Origin of the sequence: Gaoshiqia hydrogeniformans, from assembly GCF_049347105.1 — a bacterium.
Taxonomy (GTDB): domain Bacteria; phylum Bacteroidota; class Bacteroidia; order Bacteroidales; family Prolixibacteraceae; genus Gaoshiqia; species Gaoshiqia hydrogeniformans.
Map to the genome: position 1 here is coordinate 1,982,361 of NZ_CP186334.1, position 24,552 is coordinate 2,006,912.

At 48.3% G+C, this 24,552-nt stretch carries 15 protein-coding genes; 7 read left to right on the top strand and 8 right to left on the bottom strand.

Annotated features, from left to right (window positions below):
* Positions 1-1,014, bottom strand: a complete 1,014-nt coding sequence (locus ACOIT5_RS07950; RefSeq protein ID WP_423129943.1) for a FecR family protein — start codon at positions 1,012-1,014, stop codon at positions 1-3.
* Positions 1,015-1,106: 92 nt separating this feature from the next.
* Positions 1,107-1,703 (bottom strand): RNA polymerase sigma factor, encoded by a 597-nt coding sequence (locus tag ACOIT5_RS07955; protein WP_423129944.1) that lies wholly within the window; start codon positions 1,701-1,703, stop codon positions 1,107-1,109.
* A gap of 158 nt (positions 1,704-1,861) precedes the next feature.
* Here ACOIT5_RS07955 and ACOIT5_RS07960 point away from each other — a divergent pair, with 158 nt between their 5' ends.
* Positions 1,862-3,223, top strand: a complete 1,362-nt coding sequence (locus ACOIT5_RS07960) for an NAD-dependent succinate-semialdehyde dehydrogenase (protein WP_423129945.1) — start codon at positions 1,862-1,864, stop codon at positions 3,221-3,223.
* A gap of 2 nt (positions 3,224-3,225) precedes the next feature.
* Here ACOIT5_RS07960 and ACOIT5_RS07965 read toward each other — a convergent pair whose 3' ends face one another.
* From ACOIT5_RS07965 to ACOIT5_RS07990, 6 genes are all read right to left on the bottom strand, one after another.
* On the bottom strand, positions 3,226-4,431 hold the full coding sequence (locus ACOIT5_RS07965) for a PAS domain-containing protein (protein ID WP_423129946.1): 1,206 nt from the start codon (positions 4,429-4,431) through the stop codon (positions 3,226-3,228).
* A gap of 172 nt (positions 4,432-4,603) precedes the next feature.
* Positions 4,604-7,369: an alpha-amylase family glycosyl hydrolase gene (locus ACOIT5_RS07970; protein WP_423129947.1), complete on the bottom strand. Its 2,766-nt coding sequence runs from the start codon at positions 7,367-7,369 to the stop codon at positions 4,604-4,606.
* A gap of 74 nt (positions 7,370-7,443) precedes the next feature.
* The gene (locus tag ACOIT5_RS07975; RefSeq protein ID WP_423129948.1) at positions 7,444-9,474 is read right to left on the bottom strand and encodes a SusF/SusE family outer membrane protein; all 2,031 of its coding nucleotides are present in this window, start codon (positions 9,472-9,474) and stop codon (positions 7,444-7,446) included.
* Between the two features lie 2 nt (positions 9,475-9,476).
* Positions 9,477-10,565, bottom strand: coding sequence for a SusE domain-containing protein (locus tag ACOIT5_RS07980; protein WP_423129949.1), 1,089 nt, complete (start codon positions 10,563-10,565; stop codon positions 9,477-9,479).
* Between the two features lie 19 nt (positions 10,566-10,584).
* Positions 10,585-12,150: a RagB/SusD family nutrient uptake outer membrane protein gene (locus ACOIT5_RS07985; protein ID WP_423129950.1), complete on the bottom strand. Its 1,566-nt coding sequence runs from the start codon at positions 12,148-12,150 to the stop codon at positions 10,585-10,587.
* Positions 12,151-12,168: 18 nt separating this feature from the next.
* On the bottom strand, positions 12,169-15,138 hold the full coding sequence (locus ACOIT5_RS07990) for a SusC/RagA family TonB-linked outer membrane protein (protein WP_423129951.1): 2,970 nt from the start codon (positions 15,136-15,138) through the stop codon (positions 12,169-12,171).
* Positions 15,139-15,472: 334 nt separating this feature from the next.
* Between ACOIT5_RS07990 and ACOIT5_RS07995 the strand changes: the two genes are divergently transcribed.
* From ACOIT5_RS07995 to ACOIT5_RS08020, 6 genes are all read left to right on the top strand, one after another.
* A complete protein-coding gene (locus ACOIT5_RS07995; RefSeq protein ID WP_423129952.1) occupies positions 15,473-16,486 on the top strand; it encodes a LacI family DNA-binding transcriptional regulator in 1,014 nt (337 codons plus the stop codon).
* 234 nt (positions 16,487-16,720) lie between these two features.
* A complete protein-coding gene (locus ACOIT5_RS08000) occupies positions 16,721-18,238 on the top strand; it encodes an MFS transporter (RefSeq protein ID WP_423129953.1) in 1,518 nt (505 codons plus the stop codon).
* A 9-nt stretch (positions 18,239-18,247) separates the two neighbouring features.
* Complete coding sequence (pgmB, locus tag ACOIT5_RS08005; protein WP_423129954.1) at positions 18,248-18,901, top strand: beta-phosphoglucomutase; 654 nt, start codon at positions 18,248-18,250, stop codon at positions 18,899-18,901.
* Positions 18,902-18,936: 35 nt separating this feature from the next.
* The gene (locus ACOIT5_RS08010) at positions 18,937-21,255 is read left to right on the top strand and encodes a family 65 glycosyl hydrolase domain-containing protein (RefSeq protein WP_423129955.1); all 2,319 of its coding nucleotides are present in this window, start codon (positions 18,937-18,939) and stop codon (positions 21,253-21,255) included.
* Entirely contained in the window at positions 21,252-23,096 is a 1,845-nt protein-coding gene (locus tag ACOIT5_RS08015) for a glycoside hydrolase family 13 protein (RefSeq protein ID WP_423129956.1), read from the top strand. The genes ACOIT5_RS08010 and ACOIT5_RS08015 overlap by 4 nt, the downstream gene beginning before the upstream one ends.
* Positions 23,097-23,102: 6 nt before the next feature.
* Positions 23,103-24,491, top strand: a complete 1,389-nt coding sequence (locus tag ACOIT5_RS08020) for an alpha-amylase family glycosyl hydrolase (RefSeq protein WP_423129957.1) — start codon at positions 23,103-23,105, stop codon at positions 24,489-24,491.
* Positions 24,492-24,552: the final 61 nt, after the last annotated feature.

Consider the following 24,552-nt stretch of genomic DNA (forward strand, 5'->3'; position numbering starts at 1 on the left):
CTATTTTGTTTTCTTATGGATCATGATCTTTTTTATTGGATAACTTCCGTCCATGTCTAACTTTCGCTCTTGTATCTCATAATGGATTGGCGCTGTAAAAGCAAGCAACCGCAATACCTCTTCCAGGGTTTCGTCTTTAAAAGTGGCCTGGTAGATGTAATTCTTTAATTCTTCATCTTCGATCACAAACTGCACATTGTACCAGCGTTCCATCTTTTTCAGTACGCCCGAAAGCGGCTCGTCGCGGAACACCAGTTTGCCGTCTTTCCAGGCAGAATGGATACCGGCATTCACTTTAGTTATTTCACCGTTCTTTTGATCGGAATAAAGCACAAATCGCTCTGCTGGTGAAAGAACTTCCGAAAATGCTTTGTTTCTGCCGTCTAACTTGACTTCGCCTTCTTCCAAAACCACATCAACAAAGTTGTCGTCGGGATAAGCTGAAACATTAAATTTTGTTCCCAATACGGTGATATCCACGGCCGGGGTTTTCACCACAAATTTCTGATGATTCTTTTTTGTCACTTCAAACCAGGCCTCACCGCTGATTTTTACTTCCCGGGTTTTAAAATCAGCCGCATATTGGATACTTGAGCCACTGTTGAGCCAGCCGGAACTGCCGTCGGGAAGCATAAACTGTGTCCGCGCCCCGGCCGGAGAATGAATTTGTACCCAGGCCTCCTCGTGTAAACTGTTGTTTATTAATAAGTAGCTTGTAATCAGGAGAACCGGAAACAATAATACGGCTGCAACCTGCCGGTAAACATGCCAAAGGGAGGTTTTTCCGCTTTTTTCTTCCAGGTATATTTTCCGCTGAATTTTTTGAAGGATGAAATTTAAATCTTTTCCGGCTTGCTGTTCTTTAAATTCAAGCCAGTTTTGGCGGATCAGTTCGTCAAGCTGTTCCGTTTGCCCGTTTTTTTCAAACCAGGATTTTAGCTGCTGATAATCATCAGGCGTATAAGTCCCTTTGAGGTACCTGTTTAAAACTGCGCTGTCAACTTCTTTTCTCACGGTTCAAATTCTTTGTTTATGCAAATCCTCCTGGTGTTGTTCGCTTATTATATCCTTGAACGGGACACATCCCCCACAAGGTGAAATTTTTTTTATTGGCGGATAAAAAGATGGTAAAAAAGAAAACCTCCGAAATGGTCTTTTTGCAGCTCCGACCGTAAAAAGTTCAAGGCCCTTGTCAGTTGGTTTTCAACGGTTTTTGGTGTGATCCCCAGTTCTTCTGCAATTTGTTTGACCGGTTTGTCGTGTTGTTTGCGTTCGATGAAAATCTGTTTTCGTTTTTCGGGCAACTGATCGATGAGGGTTTCCAGCTTGTTTAGCAGGTCCTGGTAAGTGACCGAAGATTCCACCTGGTTATTCCCTTCAAAAAATTGGGTGGCCAGTTCGTGTTTATACTGATCAGCCCGGGCTTTCCGGTTAAAAAACCGCTTGATGAAGTTTAAGGTGACGGTAAACAGGTACGATTGAAAAGAGGTTTCCGTTTTAATATCTTTCCGCTTTTCCCAAAGCTTCAGAAAAACCTCCTGGACGATCTCTTCGGCATCAGATTCCGACTTTAAATAGGCGAGTGAAAACTGATAAAGTTTATGGCTGTATTTTGAAAAGATAGCTTCAAACGCAAGCGGATCGCCTTTTTGCAGTTTTCTGATTAAGGCGTCGTCGTCTGTATGAAAAGGTATCTTCTTCAAGTTGGAACAGGTTTAGGTACGGATGTCAAAAGTAAAGATTCTTTGCGATTTTGAGATGTTTTGCAGATTTTTCGACTCGAAATTCCTCGTAAACAACCTCGCAACAGCCAGAGAACCTCTTTTTTTATAATTTTGAAAAGACACGAAATTTCAATCCGATGAGATCAATTAATCCGTTTACGAATAAGCTTATCCAATCCTACAACGATTACACCGACGCAGGGGTCAGGCACATTATCGGTGAGGTTGATTTGGCCTGGCAGTCATGGAAAAACAGCTCGTTTGAAACGCGTTCCGGATTCATGCTTAAGCTGGCTGACCTGCTGGTCGCCCAAAAGGAAGGCCTGGCAAGATTAATTACTTCGGAGATGGGAAAAGTGATCGGGGAAGCAGTTGGCGAAGTGGAAAAATGCGCCTGGGTTTGCCGGTATTATGCCGGAAATGCAGCCGTTTTTCTTCAAAACGAAATCCTAAAAACCGAAGCGTCCGAATCGTATGTCAGCTACCGGCCTATTGGGACGGTTTTGGCCGTTATGCCCTGGAATTTCCCTTTCTGGCAGGTGTTTCGCTTTCTGGCTCCCGCGCTGATGGCCGGGAATACGGGCATTTTGAAGCATGCAAGCAATGTGCCCGGCTGCGCCTTGGCCATTGAAGAACTGGTTCGCGAAGCAGGCTTCCCGCCGAATGTTTTCCGAACGGTTTTGGCGGGCGGTCCGTCGGTGGAAGCCATGATCGGCAATCCGGCAATCAAAGCGGTAACGCTTACCGGAAGCGCGCCGGCCGGAAAGGCCGTTGCATCGGCTGCGGGCGCAGCGCTTAAAAAATCGGTACTGGAGCTGGGAGGCAGCGACCCTTATCTCATCCTCGAAGATGCCGATGTGAACGAGGCTGCCCGCCTGTGCGTTTCGAGCCGTTTGCTGAATGCCGGGCAAAGCTGCATTGGCGCCAAACGGTTTATTGTGTTGGAAACGGTTTATGATGCGTTTAAAGCTGAATTTCTGAAATTGATGCAACAGGCTACCTTTGGCGACCCGATGGCTGCCGGCGTCACCATTGGTCCGCTGGCCCGGAAGGACCTGCGCGACGAGCTTCACCAGCAGGTGACTGACAGTGTTCGGCAGGGGGCCGCGGTGCTTTGCGGTGGGTATATTCCCGAAGGCGATCCGGCTTTTTATCCGCCTACCGTGCTGGAAGATGTAGGGCCCGGCATGCCGGCTTATCACGAAGAGTTATTTGGCCCGGTGGCATCGCTGTTTAAGGCGAGAAGCGTTGACGAAGCGGTTAAACTGGCGAACGACACCGTTTTTGGGCTGGGGGCCGGGGTATTCACTTCTGATTTGGAAAAAGCAAAACAATTGGCCGAAAAAGGACTGGAGGCCGGTTGTGTATTTATCAACGATTTTGTGAAATCCGATCCGCGACTGCCTTTTGGCGGCGTGAAGGAAAGCGGCTATGGGCGTGAACTATCGGTCGTCGGTATCCGCGAGTTTGTGAATATCAAAACGGTGGTTGTGCGATGAGTTCACGGTTTATCTTCGCCCCAGTCGAGCAGCCGTTTTTCTCCTTGTAGTTGCTGAATAGCGCTGATTTCCTGTGCGACTTCGATCACGCCTTTGTAGGTTCCGTTTTCATCGCGCAGGGCAAAGTATTGGATCAGAATTTTTTCGTCTTTAAAGTTAATCCAAAAGCTGGCGACTTCTTTTTCGCCATTCCGGAAAGTTGATACAATTTCTTCGACAACATGAACGCTTTCGGGCGGGTGACAGTGATGCACCTTACGGCCGATCACGGCCTTTGTACGGGGAAAGATGCGCTTTTTCGGGCTCGAAAAATAACGGACCGTATCGTGTTCGTCCACAAAAGTGATATCGACGGGCAGGTGGTTAAAAATCAGGCTGATCTGTTCCGGGGAAACTGTTCCGGTTCCCAGGTTGATGTTTGTTCCTTCAGCAAAAACGGGACGGGAACGGCTTTCCGTTTTTTCGGGCGACACATAGGGAAAGCCAATCTCCAGGCTGTCGGCCAGCATTTGCTCAATAACCGGCTGTGGGATGGTTTCGAGGATATGCGGGAACAGGATCCGCTCCTCGCGGAAACGGATGGCGAAGAGGTTGAAAAATAAATCGCCGGTCAGGCGGTTAAATGCCTTCATCTCAAAATCACCGGGTTCAAGCAATTTTTGTAATTCGCTCATCTGCCTGCGAATATCGTCGTGGTACGACCACATGAGCTGTACGCAACGAAAGTCGGGCCAATGGGTTTCAAGGGCCGGGAAAAGCACGTTTTCTTTGATCTGGTAGTGTTTATGGAACAATTTGAGCCGGTCGATCTTTTTGTTTAAATCATTACGGGCCGCAGCATCACGGAGATCCTGGTTTAATGTTTTGATAGCCGGTTTCATCGATTTCAGCAGGTTTTCCATTTCCAGGTTATTGCGGGCGAGCAAATCCAGGAAACTGCCGGCTGCCGGTTTTAAGGCCGGGTAAGCCATCAGCGGGGTATGAAACAGGTGCAGGATTTTGTTGGTTGTGGTTTTCAGGGCGTTTAAGTCGGTTTGTTCGCCCACCAGCACATCAAAAAGCGTGATGACTTCAGCCGGCACAAGCTGACTGATTAGTTTTTCATTGTCCTTCACCAGCCTGGCTTTATCAGGTGCCGACATCATTTGCCGCGCAAATTCGGCCAGCTGCTGTACACGTTCTTTTCGTTTATGGGTAAATTCCGACATCGCCTTTTTCTTATTACCGGTTTTCGTTTTTCAGCTCAGTTTATACCAACCAGATTCTTCATGGTTCTCTCAAACAAGGGTGTAATTTAGGATATAATCCCGAAAAATCGGGTTGAATGACATGAAAAACGTTTCACCGGTTTGTTTTCCGGTTCAGTTCCCGAAACCGGAATCAATCCGCATGGCTTTTTACAAATTTCCGGGTTTCAACGCCCTCATCGCTAAATACCCGGATGAAATAGAGTCCGCTGTTGAATGAGGCCACATCCAGGTTTAGCTCATCGCAGTTAGCCTGGATTTGCAGGAGTAATTTCCCGTCGAGTGTATAAATATGGATTTGTTTTATGATGTGCGGCGACCGGATGTGAAGAAGCCGGCCAACCGGGTTGGGGTAAATCAATAACTCGGTTGTTTCTTCGGGTTCTTCAGGCTCTTCAGGTTCTTCGGGCTCCGGGGTTTTGAAAGCAGGTAATTCCTGATCGGAATACAGGCGGTATTCTCCGGCATTCAGCGGGATAGCTACTGAAGTTGAACTGATTTCGGCGCTTTCACCGCTGAAAAATTCATACCAGGTACCGGTATGTTTAAATGGCGCGTTAATCGTTTTCTGGCTTAGTCCAAAATTACCGATCAGGCTGATGTTGTGATTCCCCAGGCTCAGTTGAATGGATTTCAGTTCGCCGCCCAGGTTCAGGGTTTCGGAGCCCGAAGTGAAAATCGGGAACTGGTCGCGTAAGCGGAGCATCGCGGCATAAACTGCAAAGAGTTCCTGATGGTCCGGGTCATCGAGGTATTCCCATTTCAATGGTTTTTCGCCTACCCGGCCGTTGTAATCGATGGAAACATCGTAACCAAACTCGCCAAATTGCCAGATCATCTTCGGGCCGGTGAGGCAAAAGAAGAAGGTAGCGGCCAGGGCATTGCGTTTTAGCGCCGTTGCGGTGTTTTTGATATTGTACGTTCCGGAAGCATTGCCGTAAGTCAGGTTTTTGTACATCAGTCGTTCTTCGTCGTGGCTTTCCATGTAGGCCACCAGCCCGGCTTGCGAAAAACCCCGCGTTTGCCACGAGGCCCACGAGAAATCCGACTTACCGCCGTCGTGATAGCCCATCGTCGCTTCGTTGAAATTGTAATTGGCATTTCCCCAAACCAGCATCCCGTTCTGATAGCTTGTCAGGATTTTTTCTTCGGCATTGTCGGCGAAATGTTCCAGGATGATGATGGCGTCAGGATTTACCTGCCAGATGTGGTCGGCCATGCGTTTCAGGATGGCGATGCGCGAAGCATCGTAGGCGCTTCCGTCGCCGGGGGTGTTGGTAAATCCTTTGGTAAAATCGAAGCGAAAACCGTCCACTTTATATTCAGTCAGCCAGTAGCTGGTTACGCTGTCAACAAAGGCTTGGGTGTAAGGGCTCTCGTGGTTAAAATCCGATCCCCAATAAAAAACCGGGTTTGGGGAACTCACGTTAAACCAGGGGTTATTCGCAGCAGGACGGTTGTTTGCTGCATCCCAGTAAAGTTGCGCCATCGGGCTGGAATTGTAGGCGTGGTTCAGCACCAGGTCCTGTATCACCAGGAAACCGCGACGGTGGCACGAATCGATCAGCTCCTTCAAATCGTCTTTTGTTCCGTAAGCTTTATCCGGGGCAAAATAATAATTTGGGTTGTAGCCCCAGCTGCTGTTGCCCTCAAACTCGCTGAAAGGCATAAATCCGAGGGTATTCACACCCAGACTGTCGAAATAATCCAGGTTTTCAAGCACCGAACGGTAGGTCTTTTCTTCTGTAAAATCGCGGATCAGAAGCTCGTAAATATGAAGGTTTTCTTTAAGAGGAATGGTATAAGCGGAGCTTTGCCATTGGTAGGCGAGCTGCCCTGTTTGCAGTACCGATGCCCGGCCTTCGGTTTTACCTCCCGGATAGCTGATCAGGTTGGGATAAACCGATGATGAAATGTAATGATCGTCATACGGGTCGCTGATCTTGTCGCAATAGGGATCGCCAATGCGGATTTCGCCATCAACGAAGTATTGGAAAACGTATTCTTTCTGAGGCTCAAGGTCCGAAATGCTCAGCCAAAAATAGTCGCCGTCCTTTTTCATTTGGTAAGCTTCGTCGACCTGCCAGTCATTAAAATCGCCGATCACATAAACGAATTCTTTTTCCGGCGCCCAGAGTACCAAGCCGGCAGTTTGCTCATCGGGGTAATTAATTCCCTGCCGGTAACCGGCGGGTTTTGGTTCAAGCGTAATATCTTCTTTTATATAAACCGGGACTGAATCATAAGCCGTTGCATCTCCCGCCGTAATTTTGGCTATGAGCCAATTTCGGCCCGGTTCGGTGGGCAGGTAGTTTGTTGTGATTTCTTTCCCGGTAGTTTCGGCCAACCGGATGTCGTTAAAATACAGTGAGATTGTTCCTTCAACTGAGGAAATGGCGGAAACAGGGACAATTTCATTCTTTTTCAAAATGGCGTGCTCTGCCGGGCTGGTCAGGGTAACGATAAGGCCCTCTGTAAAAACATTAACAAACAAATCGTTGGTTTGCTGTGAGCCATCGGCCGAGCGGAAAACAAAAGCCAGTTGGCGTACTTTTTCGTTTGCCGGCACCCCGTAAAACGAGTTGATATCCGGTGTGATCGTTAATTCGTAAATTCCGTTTCCCAGGTTGGTCAGTTTGGGCTGCGTGGTATTATTTCCCCAGGTCCCGATGACATGCTGCCAGTCTGTATTTCCTTCAATTTTAACACCGGTATGCGCGTATAAGTCGCCTGTAAAAGGACCCAGGCGGCTTTCGTTGGATGAATCAAACGTGACGGTTACACTTTGGGAAGCAACCGGAAAAGCCGGTTCAGTCGTAATCTGAGCAATGGTTTGAGAAAAGAAGAAAAAGAATGCTGAAAGGAGAAAAATCCGGGTTCCCATGGCTTTATTTTTCAAATTTTAGATTGAATTTGAAGTAAAAGGTTGCCCGGAATTTTCCGGACAACCTTGATAAAAGAAATTTCGCAAGCTTAATTTTTTGTAAATGTTAACGTCCGTTTAGCCAAACTAAACCTGATGGTGTAGTTTCCGGTACCGTTCGGGGTAGATATGTTCGGGTCGCCACCTTCGAAATTAAGCATTCCGTATTTGAATTTAAACCCGCTATCCCAATTGCCTGCTTCAGCAAAAATTTTGAAAGCATCGCCATCCGACAAATTTGCAGTAAGGGTCCATTCTTTATTGGTATCGTCCCAGGTCATTTCAATACCTGCATTGATATTCCATCCGTTAGGAGAGCCAACCAAATACATCTTTCTGGTCGCAATGAGTTCTTTGGTGTAGGTCATATTATAGGTATCGATCATCAACTTATAATATCCTTCTCCCGGAGTTGAAATATTTGGGTCTCCGCCTTCAAGAGATAACTCGCCGGGTTTGCCTGCTGCATCAAACTCTTTATAGCCGGAGTTCCAATTTCCGGTTTCGTAAAAGAACTTATATCCTCCGGAAGCATTCATGTCAACATAAGTTACCCATTTCCCATCTCCGGCATAAACCAGATTAAAGCCATTGTCGATAGACCAGCCCGCGGGGGTAGCATCTCCGACAAGGGTCATCTCTGCATCTAAAACTGAGTATTTGTAGGAGTCGGCGCTTGTGTCGTACCAAACAGCGATTCTGTATAACTTATAATCCGAAGAAGTGTTCCTGCTTGGGATATCTTTGTTTTCTCCTCCCAGCGAACCGCCTTTAGGATCTTCTGAATCGTTAATCCTTCCCATTCCGTTGTCCCAGCTACCTTTTACCGGGAAAAATTTAAAGTCTCCGCTTTTTAACGGAACATATCCCATGTAAGCATTGTGGCCCGGACGCCATTTTAACTCAATCGCATTGTCGATATTCCAATCAGCTTCCGTTGCGCTGCCCACCAGGTATATGGCAGCTTCTTCGATTTTGTAGGTACCTTTATTCAGGTCAAGCGTTACGAAGTAAGTTTTGTCTCCGCCGTCGAAGGTGATGTTGCCGTTTTTACCTTTTGGGCCGATGATGCCGTCGTAACCGTCGCCTCCCAGGTTACCCCAATCGAGATCACCCCAGCTTGGCTGGCCGACAAATTTGAGCATAGCGCCATCTTTAATCGTCGTTTCAAGTGAGAACACCCCTTCCGACTTTTTAATCATGGCCGGCGAGTTCTCCGGGTTCCAGCCTGCTACGGCGTCGCTATAATCGCCCACCAGGTAAACGTTTGCCGGGTCGAAGGTATAGGTTGTGGCTCCCTGCATGTACGGGGCAATGGACAGTTCGCTGTTGGTAAAGTCGGCTTTTACTTCGTACCAGCCGGTCTCGCCCGTGAATTTGAAGTTTCCGTCATTGTCGCCGGCGGCTGAGATGTTGGACGAAACGGTGGCAAACTTGCCAAAATTGTAATTGTATCCATCGCTTGTTTTATCGGAGAAGCGGAAAAGTCCGTCTTTCGTCAACTTCAGGTATTTGAGGAATACATCGCCGTCTTTCATTGTTGCCAGCGCGTTGGAACTGCCGGCCCCAACCGGAGTTGCCGTTCCGAATATAAACAGATCAGCAGGAACCGGAACATCGAGGTAGGGCGTCACTTTCATTGACAAAGCCGAAGTATAGAGATTGGCCAGGTCTTCGTTGGCGCCGGCCCTGATTCGCAACTCAATTTCAACTTTTTCGGCCGGCGTATAACGTTGCAGCAGCAACGTGTTCAGGCCGCCAATGGTAACGTTCATCTCGGTTGCCGAAACGCGGGCAAACTCAAGCGGGTTCGCAAAGTTACTGCCTTTGGTATCAACCTGGAGGTAATACCTCACACCCATTTTATCGGCATAAGTTGCAGCCGACCAGCTTAATGAAAACAGGGTTTCATTTTCGTAACGTTTGAAGAGCACCGTGTCAAGATCAGCGGGAGGAGTGGTTGCCCAGACCGGGGCTGTCCCTTCAACGATGGATGTAACCGGCGGGGTCATAAAGTCTTCTTCGCAGGAGAAGGCAAAAACCGCCAGCATCAGAACCAGTAAATATTTAATATTCTTCATATCTATTTGATTTTACCCGTTTGATTAATAAAGTCAAGCTCAATGGTTTTTTCGCCTCCGCTAATATTCACCCGGTCCTGGTCGCCGCCATCTTCACGATAGGCAATTTTGCCGTCAAAGAATATGAACTCGGCGTGCCACCAGTCGGCAGCGGAAATGTACGGATGGGTTACATGAAGACGAAGTTCGCCGCCTAAAAGGCTCCTGGTCAGATACATTTTCTTATTTTCCGTATCCTGTTTAAACCTGTTCTCTTCGGTGACGGAGCTGGTTGGCCATGCATTCACGTTAGGGCCGGTAATATAAATATTGGCCGGTTCGATGAGTAGTTTATTGGTTGCCAGGTTGACGCCAACCGTATAGTAGCCCGCTGTTCCGGGTACGGGTATATCTTCACCCCGGTTATCAACTGTTCCCAAGGTGTATTCGCCACTGACCGGATCACCGATTTTTCCGATCACTCCTTTGTAGTCGACATCCGAACACAGCTTAAAGGTTCCGGTCGCTTCCATCCATACGATGGTCCAGGAGTCGTCTGGTTCACTGTGAACTTTAATGAGTTTGAGCTTATTGTTTTGAGCAATGCGTCCCACGCCATCGCCAAACAGGTAGAAGGTATTCGGAGCAAATAAAATATCCAGATACGGAGTGGTTTTAAAGCTCACGACGGAAGAGTACAAGGTGTCGACGCCCTTCAGCGAATAGGTCATGATCCTTGCTGAAACCGTAGCTTCCTGGTCGACAGGCAATGCTAAGTTTTCGGTTAAAAATTCATTAAAAGCGCCCACCGTAAATGAGAATGAATTATCGGATGCAGTGGCATCAAGCGTAAGCGGATCTGCAAAATCGGTTGTCGCAGAAAACTGAAGTTTATGTGTTTTTACAATATCCACCCCGTACGATGCAGGAGCATACGATACCGTAATCGTTTCGGTTTTTTTAGCCTTTGAAATGTCCAAAGTGGTACCGAACCCCTGAATATTGGTTGCCGGGACATAGTCCGAATCATTTAATTTTACGATATCGTCGTCTTCGCAGGCGAAAAACAGCGCTGCGAGGAATAATATGAGTATATATCTTAACTTTTTCATGTTGTTCAGATTGAAGAGGTTAATAGCCGGTAGTTTGTTTTAAGTTCGGGTTTGCACTGATATCGGACGCAGGGATCGGGAACAGGTTGAATTTGTTATCGACCGAAGTTCCTGCAGCGGCTGCGCCTTTCCAGGGCCAGATGTAATCGCCGCCGGCGAGTTTCCCGAAACGCCTCAAATCCGTTCTCCGGTGGCATTCCCAATACAATTCGCGTCCGCGTTCTGCGAGGATAAAGTCGAGGGTCAGGGCCGATGCCGCAATATTGCCCGTATCATTGCCATAGGCCCTTGTTCTGATCGTGTTAACATAGCCAAGCGCTGTGGCTGCATCGCCGCCGCTTCCGCCGCGAAGCACTGCTTCAGCATACATCAGTAAAGCATCAGCATATCTGAACAGCGGAAAATCGGTGTCGGGGTGCGACAGGTTGCTGCCTGTAGCTCCGCCGGAGGTGATGTTCCTGAACTTACGCAAGGCATAACCATCGCGGAAATTAAAGATATCGCCGATTTCGAGGTTTTGACCCTGTGTCCAGAAAAGAGCGCGGCTGTCGGTTGCCCCGGTGATATCCTGAAAATGGTTAACAAATGCTTTTGTGGTGCGGTTTCCGCCCCAACCGCCGTCAATACCTGATTCCGAGGCCGGCATGTCTCCACCCACTGTCGAATGGATCAGGAAGGTCATTCCGCCCCAGGTTTGTGTACGTTCGCCATCGCAAACAATGGGGAAAATGATCTCATTGGTACGAAGGTGATTGTCAGCCAAAAACAGGTTCAGGTAGTTCGATTCGAGACTGTAACCGGCAGCGATAATCTTTTTGGTGTAGGTAATACAATCGGTATATCTTGCTGTACCGGTGTAAGTTTCGGCATTCAGATACAGTTTGGACAAAATCATCCAGGCTGCGGCTTTGTCGGCACGTCCGTATTCGTTGGTGCGCGGTTCGGCAAGCAGATCTTCAATGGCTGTCAGCTCGCTTTCAACGTAATCAAAAAGTTGTTGTGCTGTTGCCTGTTGAGGGAAAAAGAACGAGCCTACCGGGTCTTCGTCGGTAACAAACGGGCCGGTCCCGAACATGTCCAGCAAGTGCCAGTAAGCCAGGCCCCGTAACAGGCGGGCTTCGGTGTTGTAGGCTTTAAATTCGTCCTTTCCGTTTGTCAACTTGATCAGGTTGTTGCAATAGGCAATCTCCAGGTTGATGCGGTAGTACATGGCGGTAACAAACTCGTTGGAGGCCGTCCAGTCCATATCGTGCAGGTCGCGCAGGTTGCCGTCGTTCCAGGCACAAATGGCCTCGTCGGTGGTCAGTTCCTGGTGGTTCCAGAGCTGGCGCAGGTACGATGAGAACCCGCCGTCGATACTGCTGATATCGGGATTGCCGTCTACGCCCGTTTGTCCACCCACGACCAGGGCCGCGTAACATTTGGCCAGCATCCCTTTGTAAGAGGCGTCGTCGGTGAGTTTGTCCGCGGTCAGCAGGTCTTCATCCAGGGGCAAAGTGTCCAGGTCATTGATACAGGAGACGAAGGCAAAAAGCATCGCCGCTGCCACCAGGATTTTATAGTTGAAAATATATTTTGTATTCATGATGTAAAGGGTTATTGGTTAAAAGCTCACACTAAGTCCAAACAGGTAAACTCTCGGACGCGGGTAGATATCGTTATCGATGCCGTTGTCAACTTCCGGATCCAGCCCGCCGTATTTGGTAATGACAAATACATTCTGCACCGACGAATAAAGCCGGAGGTTGAGGTCAATTCCTGCTTTTTCTTTCAGCAGTTTTTTGAAGTTGTATCCCAGCGTCACATTATCGAGCTTGAACCAGGAGGCATCTTCCAGAAAGTAATCCGAATACTGCTGGGCCGTTTCAAACTTCGATTTCTTGATTTCAGACGGCATGTTGGTCAGGTATTCGTTCACCGTCATTTCCTGGTAACGTGCGCCAACAATCACGTTGTTGTAAATTTGTCCGCCAATGGCAGCCCGCGCATTGAACCCAAAATCGAAATTCTTGTAGTTCAATATCGAGGAGAAACCCATAAATACATCGGGAACAGGTGAGTCGGCGTAATATTTATCGTCAACCGTGATTTGGCCGTCCTTGTTTCTGTCCACATACAAGCCTTCAATCGGGTTCCCGTTGGCATCATAAACCTGTTCGTACACATAGAAGGTATTTAAGGCATGACCTACGGCATGGATCTGGATGTTGTTGCCAACACCAACGCCGCTGATGCCGCCGGTTTCAACTCCTTTGTACGAAGGATCGTCGTAATTGGTCAGTTTGGTTACTTCATTGATGTTCCGGGTGAGGTTGAAGCTCACTTCCCAGTTTAAGTCTTTTCTGCTGACGGGAATCGCGTTTAACGAGAATTCGATCCCGGTGTTTTCAAGGTCTCCCACGTTGGTCAGCAGACGGTCGGTAAAGTTTGTACCTGCAGGAACCGGAATGGTGTTCAGCAAGTCTTTTGTAACCCGTTTGTAAGCATCGATGGTTCCGGTCAGGCGGTTGTCCAGGAAGCCAAAGTCAAGACCAATGTTATAAGTGGTGGTTTTTTCCCACTTCAAACTTTGATCATAACCATTGGGGCGGATGAGGGTGTAATATTGGTTGCCAAGCTGATATTGGGTCCTGGAGTCGCTGAGTTGGTAAATCCCCATGTAGGGATAATCGCCGCTGTTTAGTTCCTGTTGTCCGGTAATCCCGTATCCTAACCTGAGTTTCAGATTACTGAACGTATTCAGGTTTTTGATGAAAGGTTCTTCAGTCATGCGCCAGCCCAAGGCCGTTGACGGATAAAATCCCCAGCGGTTGTCCTTGTGGAAGCGGGAAGAACCGTCGTAACGGAGTGTTCCGGTCAGTAAATATTTGTCTTTGAAAGAATAATTGGCCCTTCCGAAGAATGAAACGAGGTAGTTTTCAGTTTCATCCTTTGAATCTTCAATCACGGTATTGAAGCGGTCAACTTCGTAGGCCGAAGCGTTTGACCAGAAATGTTGCCATTCGTAACCGGCCATCACATCCACCTTGCTGCTGATCTCGGGCAGGTCTTTTTTGTAATTCAGATAAAAATCGAAAAGCTCATTTTTCCTTTCCTGGGTGTAAGCCCGGGCAACACCTGAAGATGCGGTACGCACCCAGGCTGCTTCCGGGTCGGTGTTAACGTTGCCATCACTATCCGATTTATCCAGGCCCACTTTTACGGTGGCCGTGAGGTCGGGGAAAAAGTGAAGTTTATAATCCAGTTGTGCATCTAAAATGTAGCGGTCAACATCCGATACATCCCTTCTTTGCTGTAGTTGAGCCACCGGGTTTCGGGTTCCGTTCACGTTACGGGAGCCGTCGCTCATCAGCCAGGTGGTGTATCCGCCGTAAATTCCGGTTTTGTTGAAAACCGATTGGGTCGGGTCGTAACGCAAAGCGCTGCCGATAGCGCCTTTTTCGGCAAACCGGTTGTCGATATTCATGTATTTGATACCGGCTGTAATTTTCAAATGATTGTCAAACAGGCTTGGGGTAATCTTGAAGGTCCCGGTTTTTCGTTCCATGGAAGAAGTCCGCAGGATCCCGTACTGGTCGGTATAACCTACCGACGCGCGGAACGGAACATCTTTGATGGCGCCTGAAACACTCAGGTTGTGGTCGTGCCCGGCTGAATTCTGAAATATTTCCTTCTGCCAGTCGGTATTGGCGGTGCCCATCAATGCCGGGTTTACAGACGAACTGACGGCAGCCCGTTGGTTAACCAAGGCCCGGTATTCACTGGCAGAAAGCACATCAATATAATCCGTCACTTCGTTGATGGTTACCTTCGAATCAAGCTGAACTTTCAGATCCTGGCTTTTTGAACCTTCCTTTGTGGTAATAATAATGACCCCGTTTGAAGCGCGCGATCCGTAAATGGCAGTTGACGAAGCATCTTTCAGTACAGTGAATGTTTCGATATCGTTTGGGTTGATCGAGCTCAGCACATTGCTCATCCCGTCGATGGTCCGGTTATCAATCGGCATGCCGTCGATAACAATTAACGGATCGTTGCTGGCCGACATGGATGAACCGCCGCGGATGCGGATTTTAGCTGCAGAACCGGGTGCGCCGCCTTCGGTTTGTATCCGTAAACCGGCCACTTTGCCCATAATTAAATCCTGGGGCGAGCTGGTTGCTCCCTGGTTAAAATCGGCTGATGATACCGATGTAACTGCGCCGGTGGCATCGCCTTTTTTCACCTGGCCATACCCAATGACCACCACTTCTTCCAGTTGTGCAATGTCAACCTTTAAAGCAATATCCAGTCTGGTAACTTCTCCGACACGTTGCTCTGTGGTGGTATAACCGATATAAGAGAACTGGATGATGGCCTCTTTATCTACAACAAGGGTATACTCTCCGTCGAAGTTGGTGATGGTACCGATTGTTGTTCCTTTTACAACAACGGTGACTCCCGGAAGCGGTTCTCCGGTAGACTGGTCGGTAACCCTACCGGATAGGCTAACTACCTGGGCGTAGGATACCGAAGCCAGTATCAATCCCAGGACCATTAGCAGGACTTTCAAGTTTTTGCGAATAATCTTCATTTTACATGGTTATTAGTTCTTTAATTCAATCAGGTCATCTCGTTTTTCACACAATCTTTTCAATTGTTTAATTTCACATAAATCCGTTTTTACTCCATTTTTTTAATCCGATGGGACAATGATATCGTTTTTATTAAGAATTGTTTTTGTTTTTTAACATGTGTTCAAATGCAAACGTTTGCGGTGACGTTTGCATCGAACATGTTATAGAACAGGTGGTTACCGGTTGGGTTATTTTCAGTGAATTAGGGGTATCTGATTTATCCGCCTGCGGGCTTATCAGAAATTATTCTTACATTTATTTTCATTAAATGTGATGACCATTGTTTTTACTATGAGAAGCAGTCAGGTTACAATTAAAGATATTGCCCGGATATTGGGGATTTCGGCTTCTACGGTTTCGCGGGCCTTGAAGAATCACCCGGATATCAGCGAGGAAACTAAAGTTGCTGTTAATGAACTGGCTGTTAAACTCAAGTACCAGCCCAACGCGGTGGCGCTTAGTTTAAAACACAGCCGCAGTTATACCCTCGGGGTGATTATCCCCGAAATTGTGCATTACTTTTTCTCGTCAGTTATCAGCGGCATTGAGGATGTGGCTTACGACGCCGGTTTTACGGTGGTAATTTGTCAGTCGAACGAAAAATACGACCGCGAGGTGGCCAATGCCAAAATGCTGCTTTCTCATCGGGTTGACGGCGTATTGGTGTCTATTTCAAAAGAAACTACCTCCTTCGAACATTTGCAAATGTTGCAGGAAAGCGGCCTGCCTTTGGTATTTTTCGACCGCATTGTGCCCGAGATTCAGGCCGATCAGGTGATTATTGATGATGAGGAAGCCGCCTACAAGGCCACCAAGCATTTAATCGGGAACGGCAAAAAGCGTATTGCTCATTTTGCAGGCCCGCAAAACCTGCTGATTGGCCGCGACCGGAAAGACGGCTACCTGAGAGCGATGAAAGAGGCCGGTTTACCGATCGACCCGAAACTGATTGTTGACGCTGATACCTTTGAAAAGGCTTTAATTGCCACCAACCAACTGCTGGATTCGGGCAACCCTCCCGACGGTATTTTTGCCACCAACGACCTGACAGCCATTGGAGCCATGCAAACCCTGCTGAAGAAAGGGATTAAAATACCGGAACAGGTTGCGGTGGTTGGCTTTAGCGACGGACGGTTTTCGGGAATTACCGAACCCAACCTGAGCTCAGTCGATCAGCATGGGTACGAGATGGGGACCATTGCCACGCAGATTTTGCTCGACCGGCTGATAAACCCGACAGAGGTTTATGTTCCTAAAACAAAGATTTTGAATGCCAACCTGATTGTCCGGGGTTCATCCATGTAAAAATTTTTCATTTTTTTCATTTCTTTCTGCAAACGTTTGAAACGAGCTTTGCAGCGTCTTTTTGCCTTATTCCCGGTTGATTGGTTGCCCTAAAACAAGCTGAATAACTTGCAAATGTCAGAATTACCTCCCTATATTTGCGTTGATCATCCGATTTTTCACTCCAAAATCACTCCATTTTAGTCTGGGTTTTCTCAGGCGCTTTCCGTTGTCGTATCTTAAAATTACTTTTTTATGAAAAAAAAGCCTGTTCTTAGTTTCTGGCAGATTTGGAACATGAGCTTTGGTTTTTTGGGTATCCAGTTTGGATTCGCGCTCCAGAATGCCAATGTCTCGCGCATATTCCAAAGCCTTGGCGGCGATGTCGACCGGTTGGCCTTGTACTGGCTGGCAGCTCCGGTTACCGGATTAATCGTTCAACCCATCATCGGACATTACAGCGATAAAACCTGGGGTCGCCTGGGCCGCCGCCGTCCGTATTTTTTGGCGGGCGCCATACTTGCATCGCTGGCTTTGTTTGTCATGCCCAATTCGCCCTTGTTGTGGATTGCCGTCGGCACCCTTTGGATTATGGATGCCTCCATCAATATTTCGATGGAACCATTCCGGGCATTTGTCGGCGATATGCTGCCCAGTGAGCAGCGAACCCAGGGATTTGCCATGCAGAGTTTTTTCATCGGAGCGGGAGCGATTGTTGCATCGGTTTTACCTTACGCCATGACCAATTGGTTTGGGGTAGCGAATGTTGCTGAAGCCGGCAGGCTGATTCCGCCATCGGTAAAATTATCGTTTTATATTGGCGGCGGGGTTTTCTTTCTGGCGGTACTTTGGACGGTGATTCGTACCAAAGAGTACCGGCCCGAGGAACTGCAGTCGTTTGAAGAGGAAAAAATTGCTTCCAACCCGTCGGCCAGGTTGCTGTTCAGGGCGGCGGCCGAACTGACCGGTAAATTTACGCGAAACGGGCTCCTCTTCGTTGTTGCCGGGGCTGTACTCAGTTATGTGTTTTTTCATTTCGATCTCGAAAAAGAATTGTACATCCTCAGCGGCGGCCTGCTGATCTTCGGGTTCATCCTGCTGCTGACGGCCTGGCTTGCAAAAATCAACAAAACAAAAAACGGACTCGTTGAAATTGTTACCGACATGCTGAATATGCCCAAAACCATGGGACAGCTGGCTCTTGTCCAATTCTTTTCGTGGTTTGCGCTTTTTGCCATGTGGATTTACACCACAGCCGGGGTAACCAGTCATGTTTACGGTACGTCCGATACGGCTTCGGCACTCTATAACGAGGGCGCCAACTGGGTGGGCGTTTTGTTCGGGGTGTATAATGGTTTTGCCGCGGTGGTGGCTTTCCTGCTGCCTGTTTTGGCAAAACTCACCAACCGGAAAACAACCCATGCCGTCTCACTGGCGCTGGGCGGGCTTGGCTTGGCGTCCTTCTATGTGGTACGCGACCCGAATCTGCTGATTCTGTCCATGCTTGGCGTGGGGGTGGCCTGGGCCAGTATTTTGTCGATGCCGTACGCGATCCTCACCGGCTCGTTGCCGGGCCATAAAATGGGAACTTACATGGGGATTTTCAACTTTTTCATCGTCATCCCGCAAATTCTGGCAGCCAGTATCCTGGGCTTCTTTATGAGACATTTGTTTGGAGGCCAGGCAATCATGGCTTTGCTCCTGGGAGGGGCTTCCATGCTGATTGCAGCTGTTGCCGTGTTGTTTGTTGATGATGTTGACAGTCCTAAATAATGAAACTGAATGAAAAATATCAAAGCATGTCTTTTTGATTTGGACGGGGTGATTGTAGATACCGCGAAATACCATTTCCTGGCCTGGAAACAATTGGCCGAGGATCTGAAGATTGATTTTACCGAAGCACATAACGAGTTGCTTAAAGGGGTAAGCCGCATGCGTTCGCTGGATATCATACTCGAACTGGGGAAAAAGACACTGAACGAAGAGCAGAAGATCGCTTACGCCGACAAAAAAAATAACATTTACCTCAGCTGGATCCTGAAAATGGAAAAGAACGAGATTTTACCGGGGGTGAGATCTTTTATCAGTGAACTGAAAAACAACCACATTCTGGTGGCGTTGGGTTCGGCCAGTAAAAATACCGGGTTGATCCTTCAAAAACTGGAAATCGAAGACTTGTTCGATGCGGTTGTCGATGGCAATCAGGTTACGAAAGCCAAACCCGATCCGGAGGTTTTTCTGAAAGGAGCTGAAGCACTCAAGGTATCGCCGGATGCCTGTGTGGTGTTTGAAGATGCCATCGCAGGCATTGAAGCGGCAAAAAATGCCGGGATGTTTTGTGTGGGAGTCGGCGATAAAAATACCCTGAAAGCCGCCGATCTGGTTATCCCGGGATTTGAACATTTCAGGCTTGAAAACCTGATTGGCAGCATGTAATAGGATAGTACCTACATTTTTAATGAGAGCGTGATATGAAAGATTATATTGTTCACAACGAGTGGAAGGTCATTGAAAATAGCTTTTATCCGGAGTATAACCGGATTTCCGAAAGCCTGTTCAGCATTGGTAACGGGCATACCGGGCAACGGGCAAACTTCGAAGAAAAATATTCGGGCGACAGCCTCTCCGGGAACTATGTGGCCGGGGTGTACTATCCCGACAAAACCTTGGTGGGCTGGTGGAAAAACGGCTATCCGGAATACTTTGCCAAAATATTGAATGCCGCTAACTGGATTGGCATTCGCATTGAAATTGGGGGGGAAGAACTCGATCTGGCAACAGCGCAGGTACATGAGTTCCGGCGTCAGCTGGACATGAAAAATGCGCTGTTGACCCGGTCGTTTACAGCATCGCTCCCATCGGGCAAAAAAGTTGAAGTGCACGCCAGACGTTTCTTAAGTATAAAAGAAAAAGAGCTGGGCGCCATCCGCTATCAGGTAAAGAGCCTGAATTTTTCGGCCCCGGTAAAAATTACCTCCCTGATTGACGGCGATGTGAAAAACGAAGATTCCAACTACGATGAGAAATTCTGGGTGGAACTGGAGAAAAAATCAGGCCTGCAGGAGGCTTATTTGCTGATGGAAACCCGGAAAACGGCTTTCCAGGTCTGTCATGGCATGGCTACCCGGTTGTATAAGAACCGGGAGGAGCAGTTTGCATCATCCCCCGGAGTTGAAGAAGAAAAGTATGTGGCCAATGTCTTTCGTGTTGATTTAAAAGAAGGAGAGGAACTGCTGATTGAAAAATTTGCGGCCATCCATTCATCGCTCTACACGGGCCGGAATGAGTTAATGCAGCAAACTGAGAGATCGGTCCAAAAAGCATTGACCGCGGGTTTTGACCGGCTGTTTGCTGAACACAGCAAAATATGGGACGAAAAATGGGAAACAGCCGACATCATGATCAAAGGCGATGTGGCCGCCCAGCAAGGCATCCGCTTTAACATCTTCCAGCTGATGCAAACCTATACGGGCGATGACGAACGCCTGAACATCGGGCCCAAAGGTTTTACCGGCGAAAAATACGGCGGCGTAACCTACTGGGATACCGAAGCCTTTTGCCTGCCCTTTTTTCTCGGAACAGCCCCCCAAACGGTGGCCAAAAACCTGTTGATTTACCGTCATAAACACCTGCAAAAGGCCATTGAAAATGCCGAAAAACTGGGTTTCACACATGGCGCCGCCCTGTATCCCATGGTGACGATCAACGGTGAAGAATGCCATAACGAATGGGAAATCACCTTCGAAGAAATTCACAGGAACGGGGCCATTGCCTACGCCATCTGGAATTACATTAACTATACCGGCGACGAAGCGTATCTGGCTCCTTACGGTTTCGAAGTATTGCTGGCGATCTCGCGTTTCTGGGCGCAGCGTGTCAACTGGTCAGATGCGAAACAGGCCTATGTGATCCTGGGCGTCACCGGTCCGAATGAGTACGAAAACAACGTCAACAATAACTTTCATACCAACAACATGGCGGTATGGACACTGAAATATACCCTGGAGGCGATTGCTTATGTGAAGAAGAAACATCCTTATTTGTGGGAAGAGTTGGTGGAAAAATGGAAATTCAACGAATTACAGGAAACCATCAACTGGAAAGATATTGTTGAAAACATGTACTTTCCAGTTGATGAAGAGCTGAACATTTACCTGCAACAGGACGGCTTCCTCGATAAGGAAATTATCCCCGCGGCCCATCTCGATCCGGCTGAACGGCCCATTAATCAAAACTGGTCGTGGGACCGGATCCTGCGTTCGTGCTACATTAAACAGGCCGATACCCTGCAAAGTATCTACTGGTTTCAGGATCAGTACGACAGCGATAGTTTGTGCCGTCACTTCGATTTTTACGAACCGATTACGGTGCACGAATCTTCGCTTTCATCCTGTATTCACGCGATTTTGGCGGCCCGTATCGGACGGGAGGAAAAAGCCTATGAAATGTACCTGCGTACGGCCCGCCTCGATTTGGACGACTATAACAACGACACGGCTGACGGCCTGCATATTACCAGTATGGGCGGAACCTGGATGGCTTTCGTGGAAGCTTTTGGCGGGATGCGCGTGATTAACGGGCAACTGCACCTGAACCCCTTTCTGCCCCAATCGTGGGAGGCCTATTCGTTCCGGATGAACTTCCACGAGTCGCACCTCGAAATCCGGATGGGGGAGCTCTTGCAGATCATTAATCACAATCCCGGCGCCGTAAGCCTGATGATTTGGGGCGACGAATATACCCTGGGCGGAAACCAGGAACTAACCTTAAAAAGAAAACAACACGTATGAAACGATTCATTTCTCTATGTATTCTGGTTATTCAGACCTCCGGCTTGTTCGCGATTGGCATCGACCGGGTGGAACCGATGTTCTGGTGGGCGGGAATGAAAAACCCGAATCTGCAACTGATGATACACGGCGAAAACATTGCCGGAACAAATGTGGAGCTGGCCTACCCGGGTGTGACGCTCCAGGCTGTTACCCGGGTTGAAAACCCGAATTACCTGTTTATCGACCTGAAAATTTCGGAAAAGGCCCGGCCCGGTTCATTCACAATTTCGTTCAGTTCGAAAAAGAAAACAGAAGCCCGTTATGTGTACGAACTGAAAGCCCGCGAAGATGGCTCGGCCGGGCGGCAAGGTTTTAACAGTTCGGACGTGATCTACCTGATCACTCCCGATCGTTTTGCAAACGGTAATCCGGCCAATGATGAGATGCCGGGCATGAAAGAAAAACCAAACCGCGAGGATAAAGACGGACGGCACGGCGGCGACCTGCGTGGTATTATCAATAGCCTGGATTATCTGCAGGACCTTGGTTTTACGGCTGTTTGGTTAAACCCGGTGCTCGAAAACAACATGACCCGGACCTCCTACCACGGCTATTCAACGACCGATTTTTACCGGGTCGATCCGCGTTACGGTTCCAATGACGAATACCGTGAACTGTCGGACGAACTGAAAAAACGCGGCATGAAACTGATCATGGACATGATCTTTAATCACTGCGGATCGGAACACTGGTGGATGGATGATCTGCCGATGGCTGACTGGATCAACCATTACCCGGAGTACAAGATCACCTCGCACCGGCGCACCGTGAACCAGGACCCTTATGCCGCTGAAACAGATAAACAGGACATGGCCGACGGATGGTTTGTTCCCACCATGCCCGACCTGAACCAGCGGAATCCGTTTATGGCAAACTACCTGATTCAAAACAGTATCTGGTGGATCGAATCAATTGGACTGGAAGGTATCCGGCAGGACACCTGGCCCTATCCCGATAAGGAAATGATGGCTGCGTGGACAAAGCAGGTATTGGATGAGTACCCGAATTTCAACATTGTTGGCGAAGAGTGGAGCCTGAACCCGGCCACGGTTTCGTATTGGCAAAAAGGAAAACTGAATGCTGACGGCTACCGTTGTTTCCTGCCCGGCCTGATGGATTTTCCTTTACAGCATGCGGCCGGGCAAGCCCTGAAAAACGAAGAGAGTTGGGATAAAGGATTGCAGGAGTTATATGATGCCCTTTCAAACGATTTTTTGTATCCCGACGCCGGAAACCTGGTTGTTTTCCCCGATAATCACGATATGCTCCGTTTTTTCACCCAGGTGAATGAGGACAAAGATCTTCTGAAAATGGCCCTGGCCTATTTCCTCACAATTCGCGGTATTCCGCAGATTTTTTACGGAACAGAGATTCTGATGTCAAGCCCCGAACCCAAAGACGACGGGCTGATCCGAAGTGACTTTCCCGGCGGATGGGACGGCGATCGGGTGAATGCCTTTACAGGAGAAGGACTTTCGGCAGGGCAAAAAGACATGCAGCATTACCTGCGCACCATTCAAAGCTGGCGAAAAAACAAGGAAGTCATTCACTCGGGTAAACTCATGCACTTTGTCCCGCAGGATGGCATTTACGTGTATTTCCGTTATAATAACGATGATGCGGTGATGGTCGTCCTCAATAAAAACCGGGAAACTAAAAACCTGTCAACCGAGCGTTTTGCCGAGGTGATGAAAGGTTACATCAACGGAACTGAAATTATTTCAGCATCCCGGATTAACGATCTGACTATGATTACCGTCCCGGCCCGTTCGGCCATGATTATTCAACTGAAAAAATAAGAGACCATGATCAACAAACTCAGATATCATTTACTTGCGTTCGTCATTCCGGTAGTCATCGGGATGGGGATGGCGGCCTGCCAGCCCAAACAAAAAGCGGCCGAACAAACGGAACAAACCGGCAGCCGCCTTCAGCCCGAGTGGCTGAAAGACGCCGTGCTGTACGAAGTAAACATCCGCCAATATACCCCCGAAGGTACCTTTAACGCGTTTGCCGGGCACTTGCCCCGGCTGAGGGAATTGGGCGTTGATATCCTGTGGCTTATGCCCATTCATCCGATTTCAGAAGAAAAAAGGAAAGGGACATTGGGTTCCTATTATGCGGTGCAGGATTACAAAGGGATTAATCCGGAATTTGGGACCCTTGACGATTTTAAAAAGCTGGTGAAACAGGCGCACGGAATGGGTTTTAAAGTAATTATTGACTGGGTGGCTAACCATACGGGCTGGGACAACCAGTGGATTTTTGACCACCCGGAATGGTACACCACTGATTCTACGGGGGCGATTGTCCCGCCCGACCCGGATTGGACAGATGTTGCCGACCTGAATTTCGATGCTCAGCCCATGCGGCAGGCCATGATCGATGCAATGGATTACTGGCTGAGAGAAACGGATATTGACGGGTTCCGCTGCGATGTGGCCTGGGGGGTACCGCAGGATTTCTGGGAAGAGGCCCGCGCTTCGTTCGATTCCATCAAGCCGGTGTACATGCTGGCAGAAGACGAAGATCATCCCGCTTTGCTCGAAATGGCCTTCGAGTCGAACTATGCCTGGCAACTGCATCATCTCATGAACGAGGTGGCCCGGGGTCATAAAACCGCGAAAGAATTGAAGGCTTACTTTGAAAATATTACCGGTAAATACGCGGCGGGTTCGTTCCCGATGCAGTTTATCACCAACCACGACGAAAATTCGTGGGCTGGCACCCTTAACGAACGGATGGGCGCTGCCGCCGATGCGTTTGCTGTGTTTTCGTTTACTGTACCGGGCATTCCTTTAATTTACAGCGGACAGGAAGCCGGGCTCGATAAACGCCTGTTATTTTTTGAAAAAGATGAAATTGACTGGTCGGACTTAAAAAAGCAGGATTTTTATAAAAATCTCGTCAGCCTTAAAACAAATAACCCTGCCCTTTGGAACGGTTTGGCTGGCAGCGATATCCGTTTTCTCGAAACCAGTCACGAAGACCGGTTGTTGGCATATGTTCGCGAAAAAAATAATAATGTTTTGGTTATCATGATGAACCTTTCACCCGATCCGCTTGTTGGATTGGTTGAGTTCGATGTTCATGATGAGTTTGAAGATTGGTTAGGAAAAGATAAGTTGGTTAGCGGAGAGAAGGTGAACGTCGAACTTCTTCCATGGGAATATAAAATTTACATAAGCAGATAGATTCAGGTTAGTTTAGGTTTAGTTGGTTTATTAGTTAAAAGGGTTCGCTTTGGCGGCCCTT

Excerpts from the sequence above, each read along its gene's own strand:
- ACOIT5_RS07960 (WP_423129945.1), top strand. The coding sequence starts at position 1,862 with ATGAGATCAATTAATCCGTTTACGAATAAGCTTATCCAATCCTACAAC.
- ACOIT5_RS07965 (WP_423129946.1), bottom strand. The coding sequence starts at position 4,431 with ATGTCGGAATTTACCCATAAACGAAAAGAACGTGTACAGCAGCTGGCC.
- ACOIT5_RS07975 (WP_423129948.1), bottom strand. The coding sequence starts at position 9,474 with ATGAAGAATATTAAATATTTACTGGTTCTGATGCTGGCGGTTTTTGCC.
- ACOIT5_RS07980 (WP_423129949.1), bottom strand. The coding sequence starts at position 10,565 with ATGAAAAAGTTAAGATATATACTCATATTATTCCTCGCAGCGCTGTTT.
- ACOIT5_RS07985 (WP_423129950.1), bottom strand. The coding sequence starts at position 12,150 with ATGAATACAAAATATATTTTCAACTATAAAATCCTGGTGGCAGCGGCG.
- ACOIT5_RS07990 (WP_423129951.1), bottom strand. The coding sequence starts at position 15,138 with ATGAAGATTATTCGCAAAAACTTGAAAGTCCTGCTAATGGTCCTGGGA.
- ACOIT5_RS07995 (WP_423129952.1), top strand. The coding sequence starts at position 15,473 with ATGAGAAGCAGTCAGGTTACAATTAAAGATATTGCCCGGATATTGGGG.
- ACOIT5_RS08000 (WP_423129953.1), top strand. The coding sequence starts at position 16,721 with ATGAAAAAAAAGCCTGTTCTTAGTTTCTGGCAGATTTGGAACATGAGC.
- pgmB (WP_423129954.1), top strand. The coding sequence starts at position 18,248 with ATGAAAAATATCAAAGCATGTCTTTTTGATTTGGACGGGGTGATTGTA.
- ACOIT5_RS08010 (WP_423129955.1), top strand. The coding sequence starts at position 18,937 with ATGAAAGATTATATTGTTCACAACGAGTGGAAGGTCATTGAAAATAGC.
- ACOIT5_RS08015 (WP_423129956.1), top strand. The coding sequence starts at position 21,252 with ATGAAACGATTCATTTCTCTATGTATTCTGGTTATTCAGACCTCCGGC.
- ACOIT5_RS08020 (WP_423129957.1), top strand. The coding sequence starts at position 23,103 with ATGATCAACAAACTCAGATATCATTTACTTGCGTTCGTCATTCCGGTA.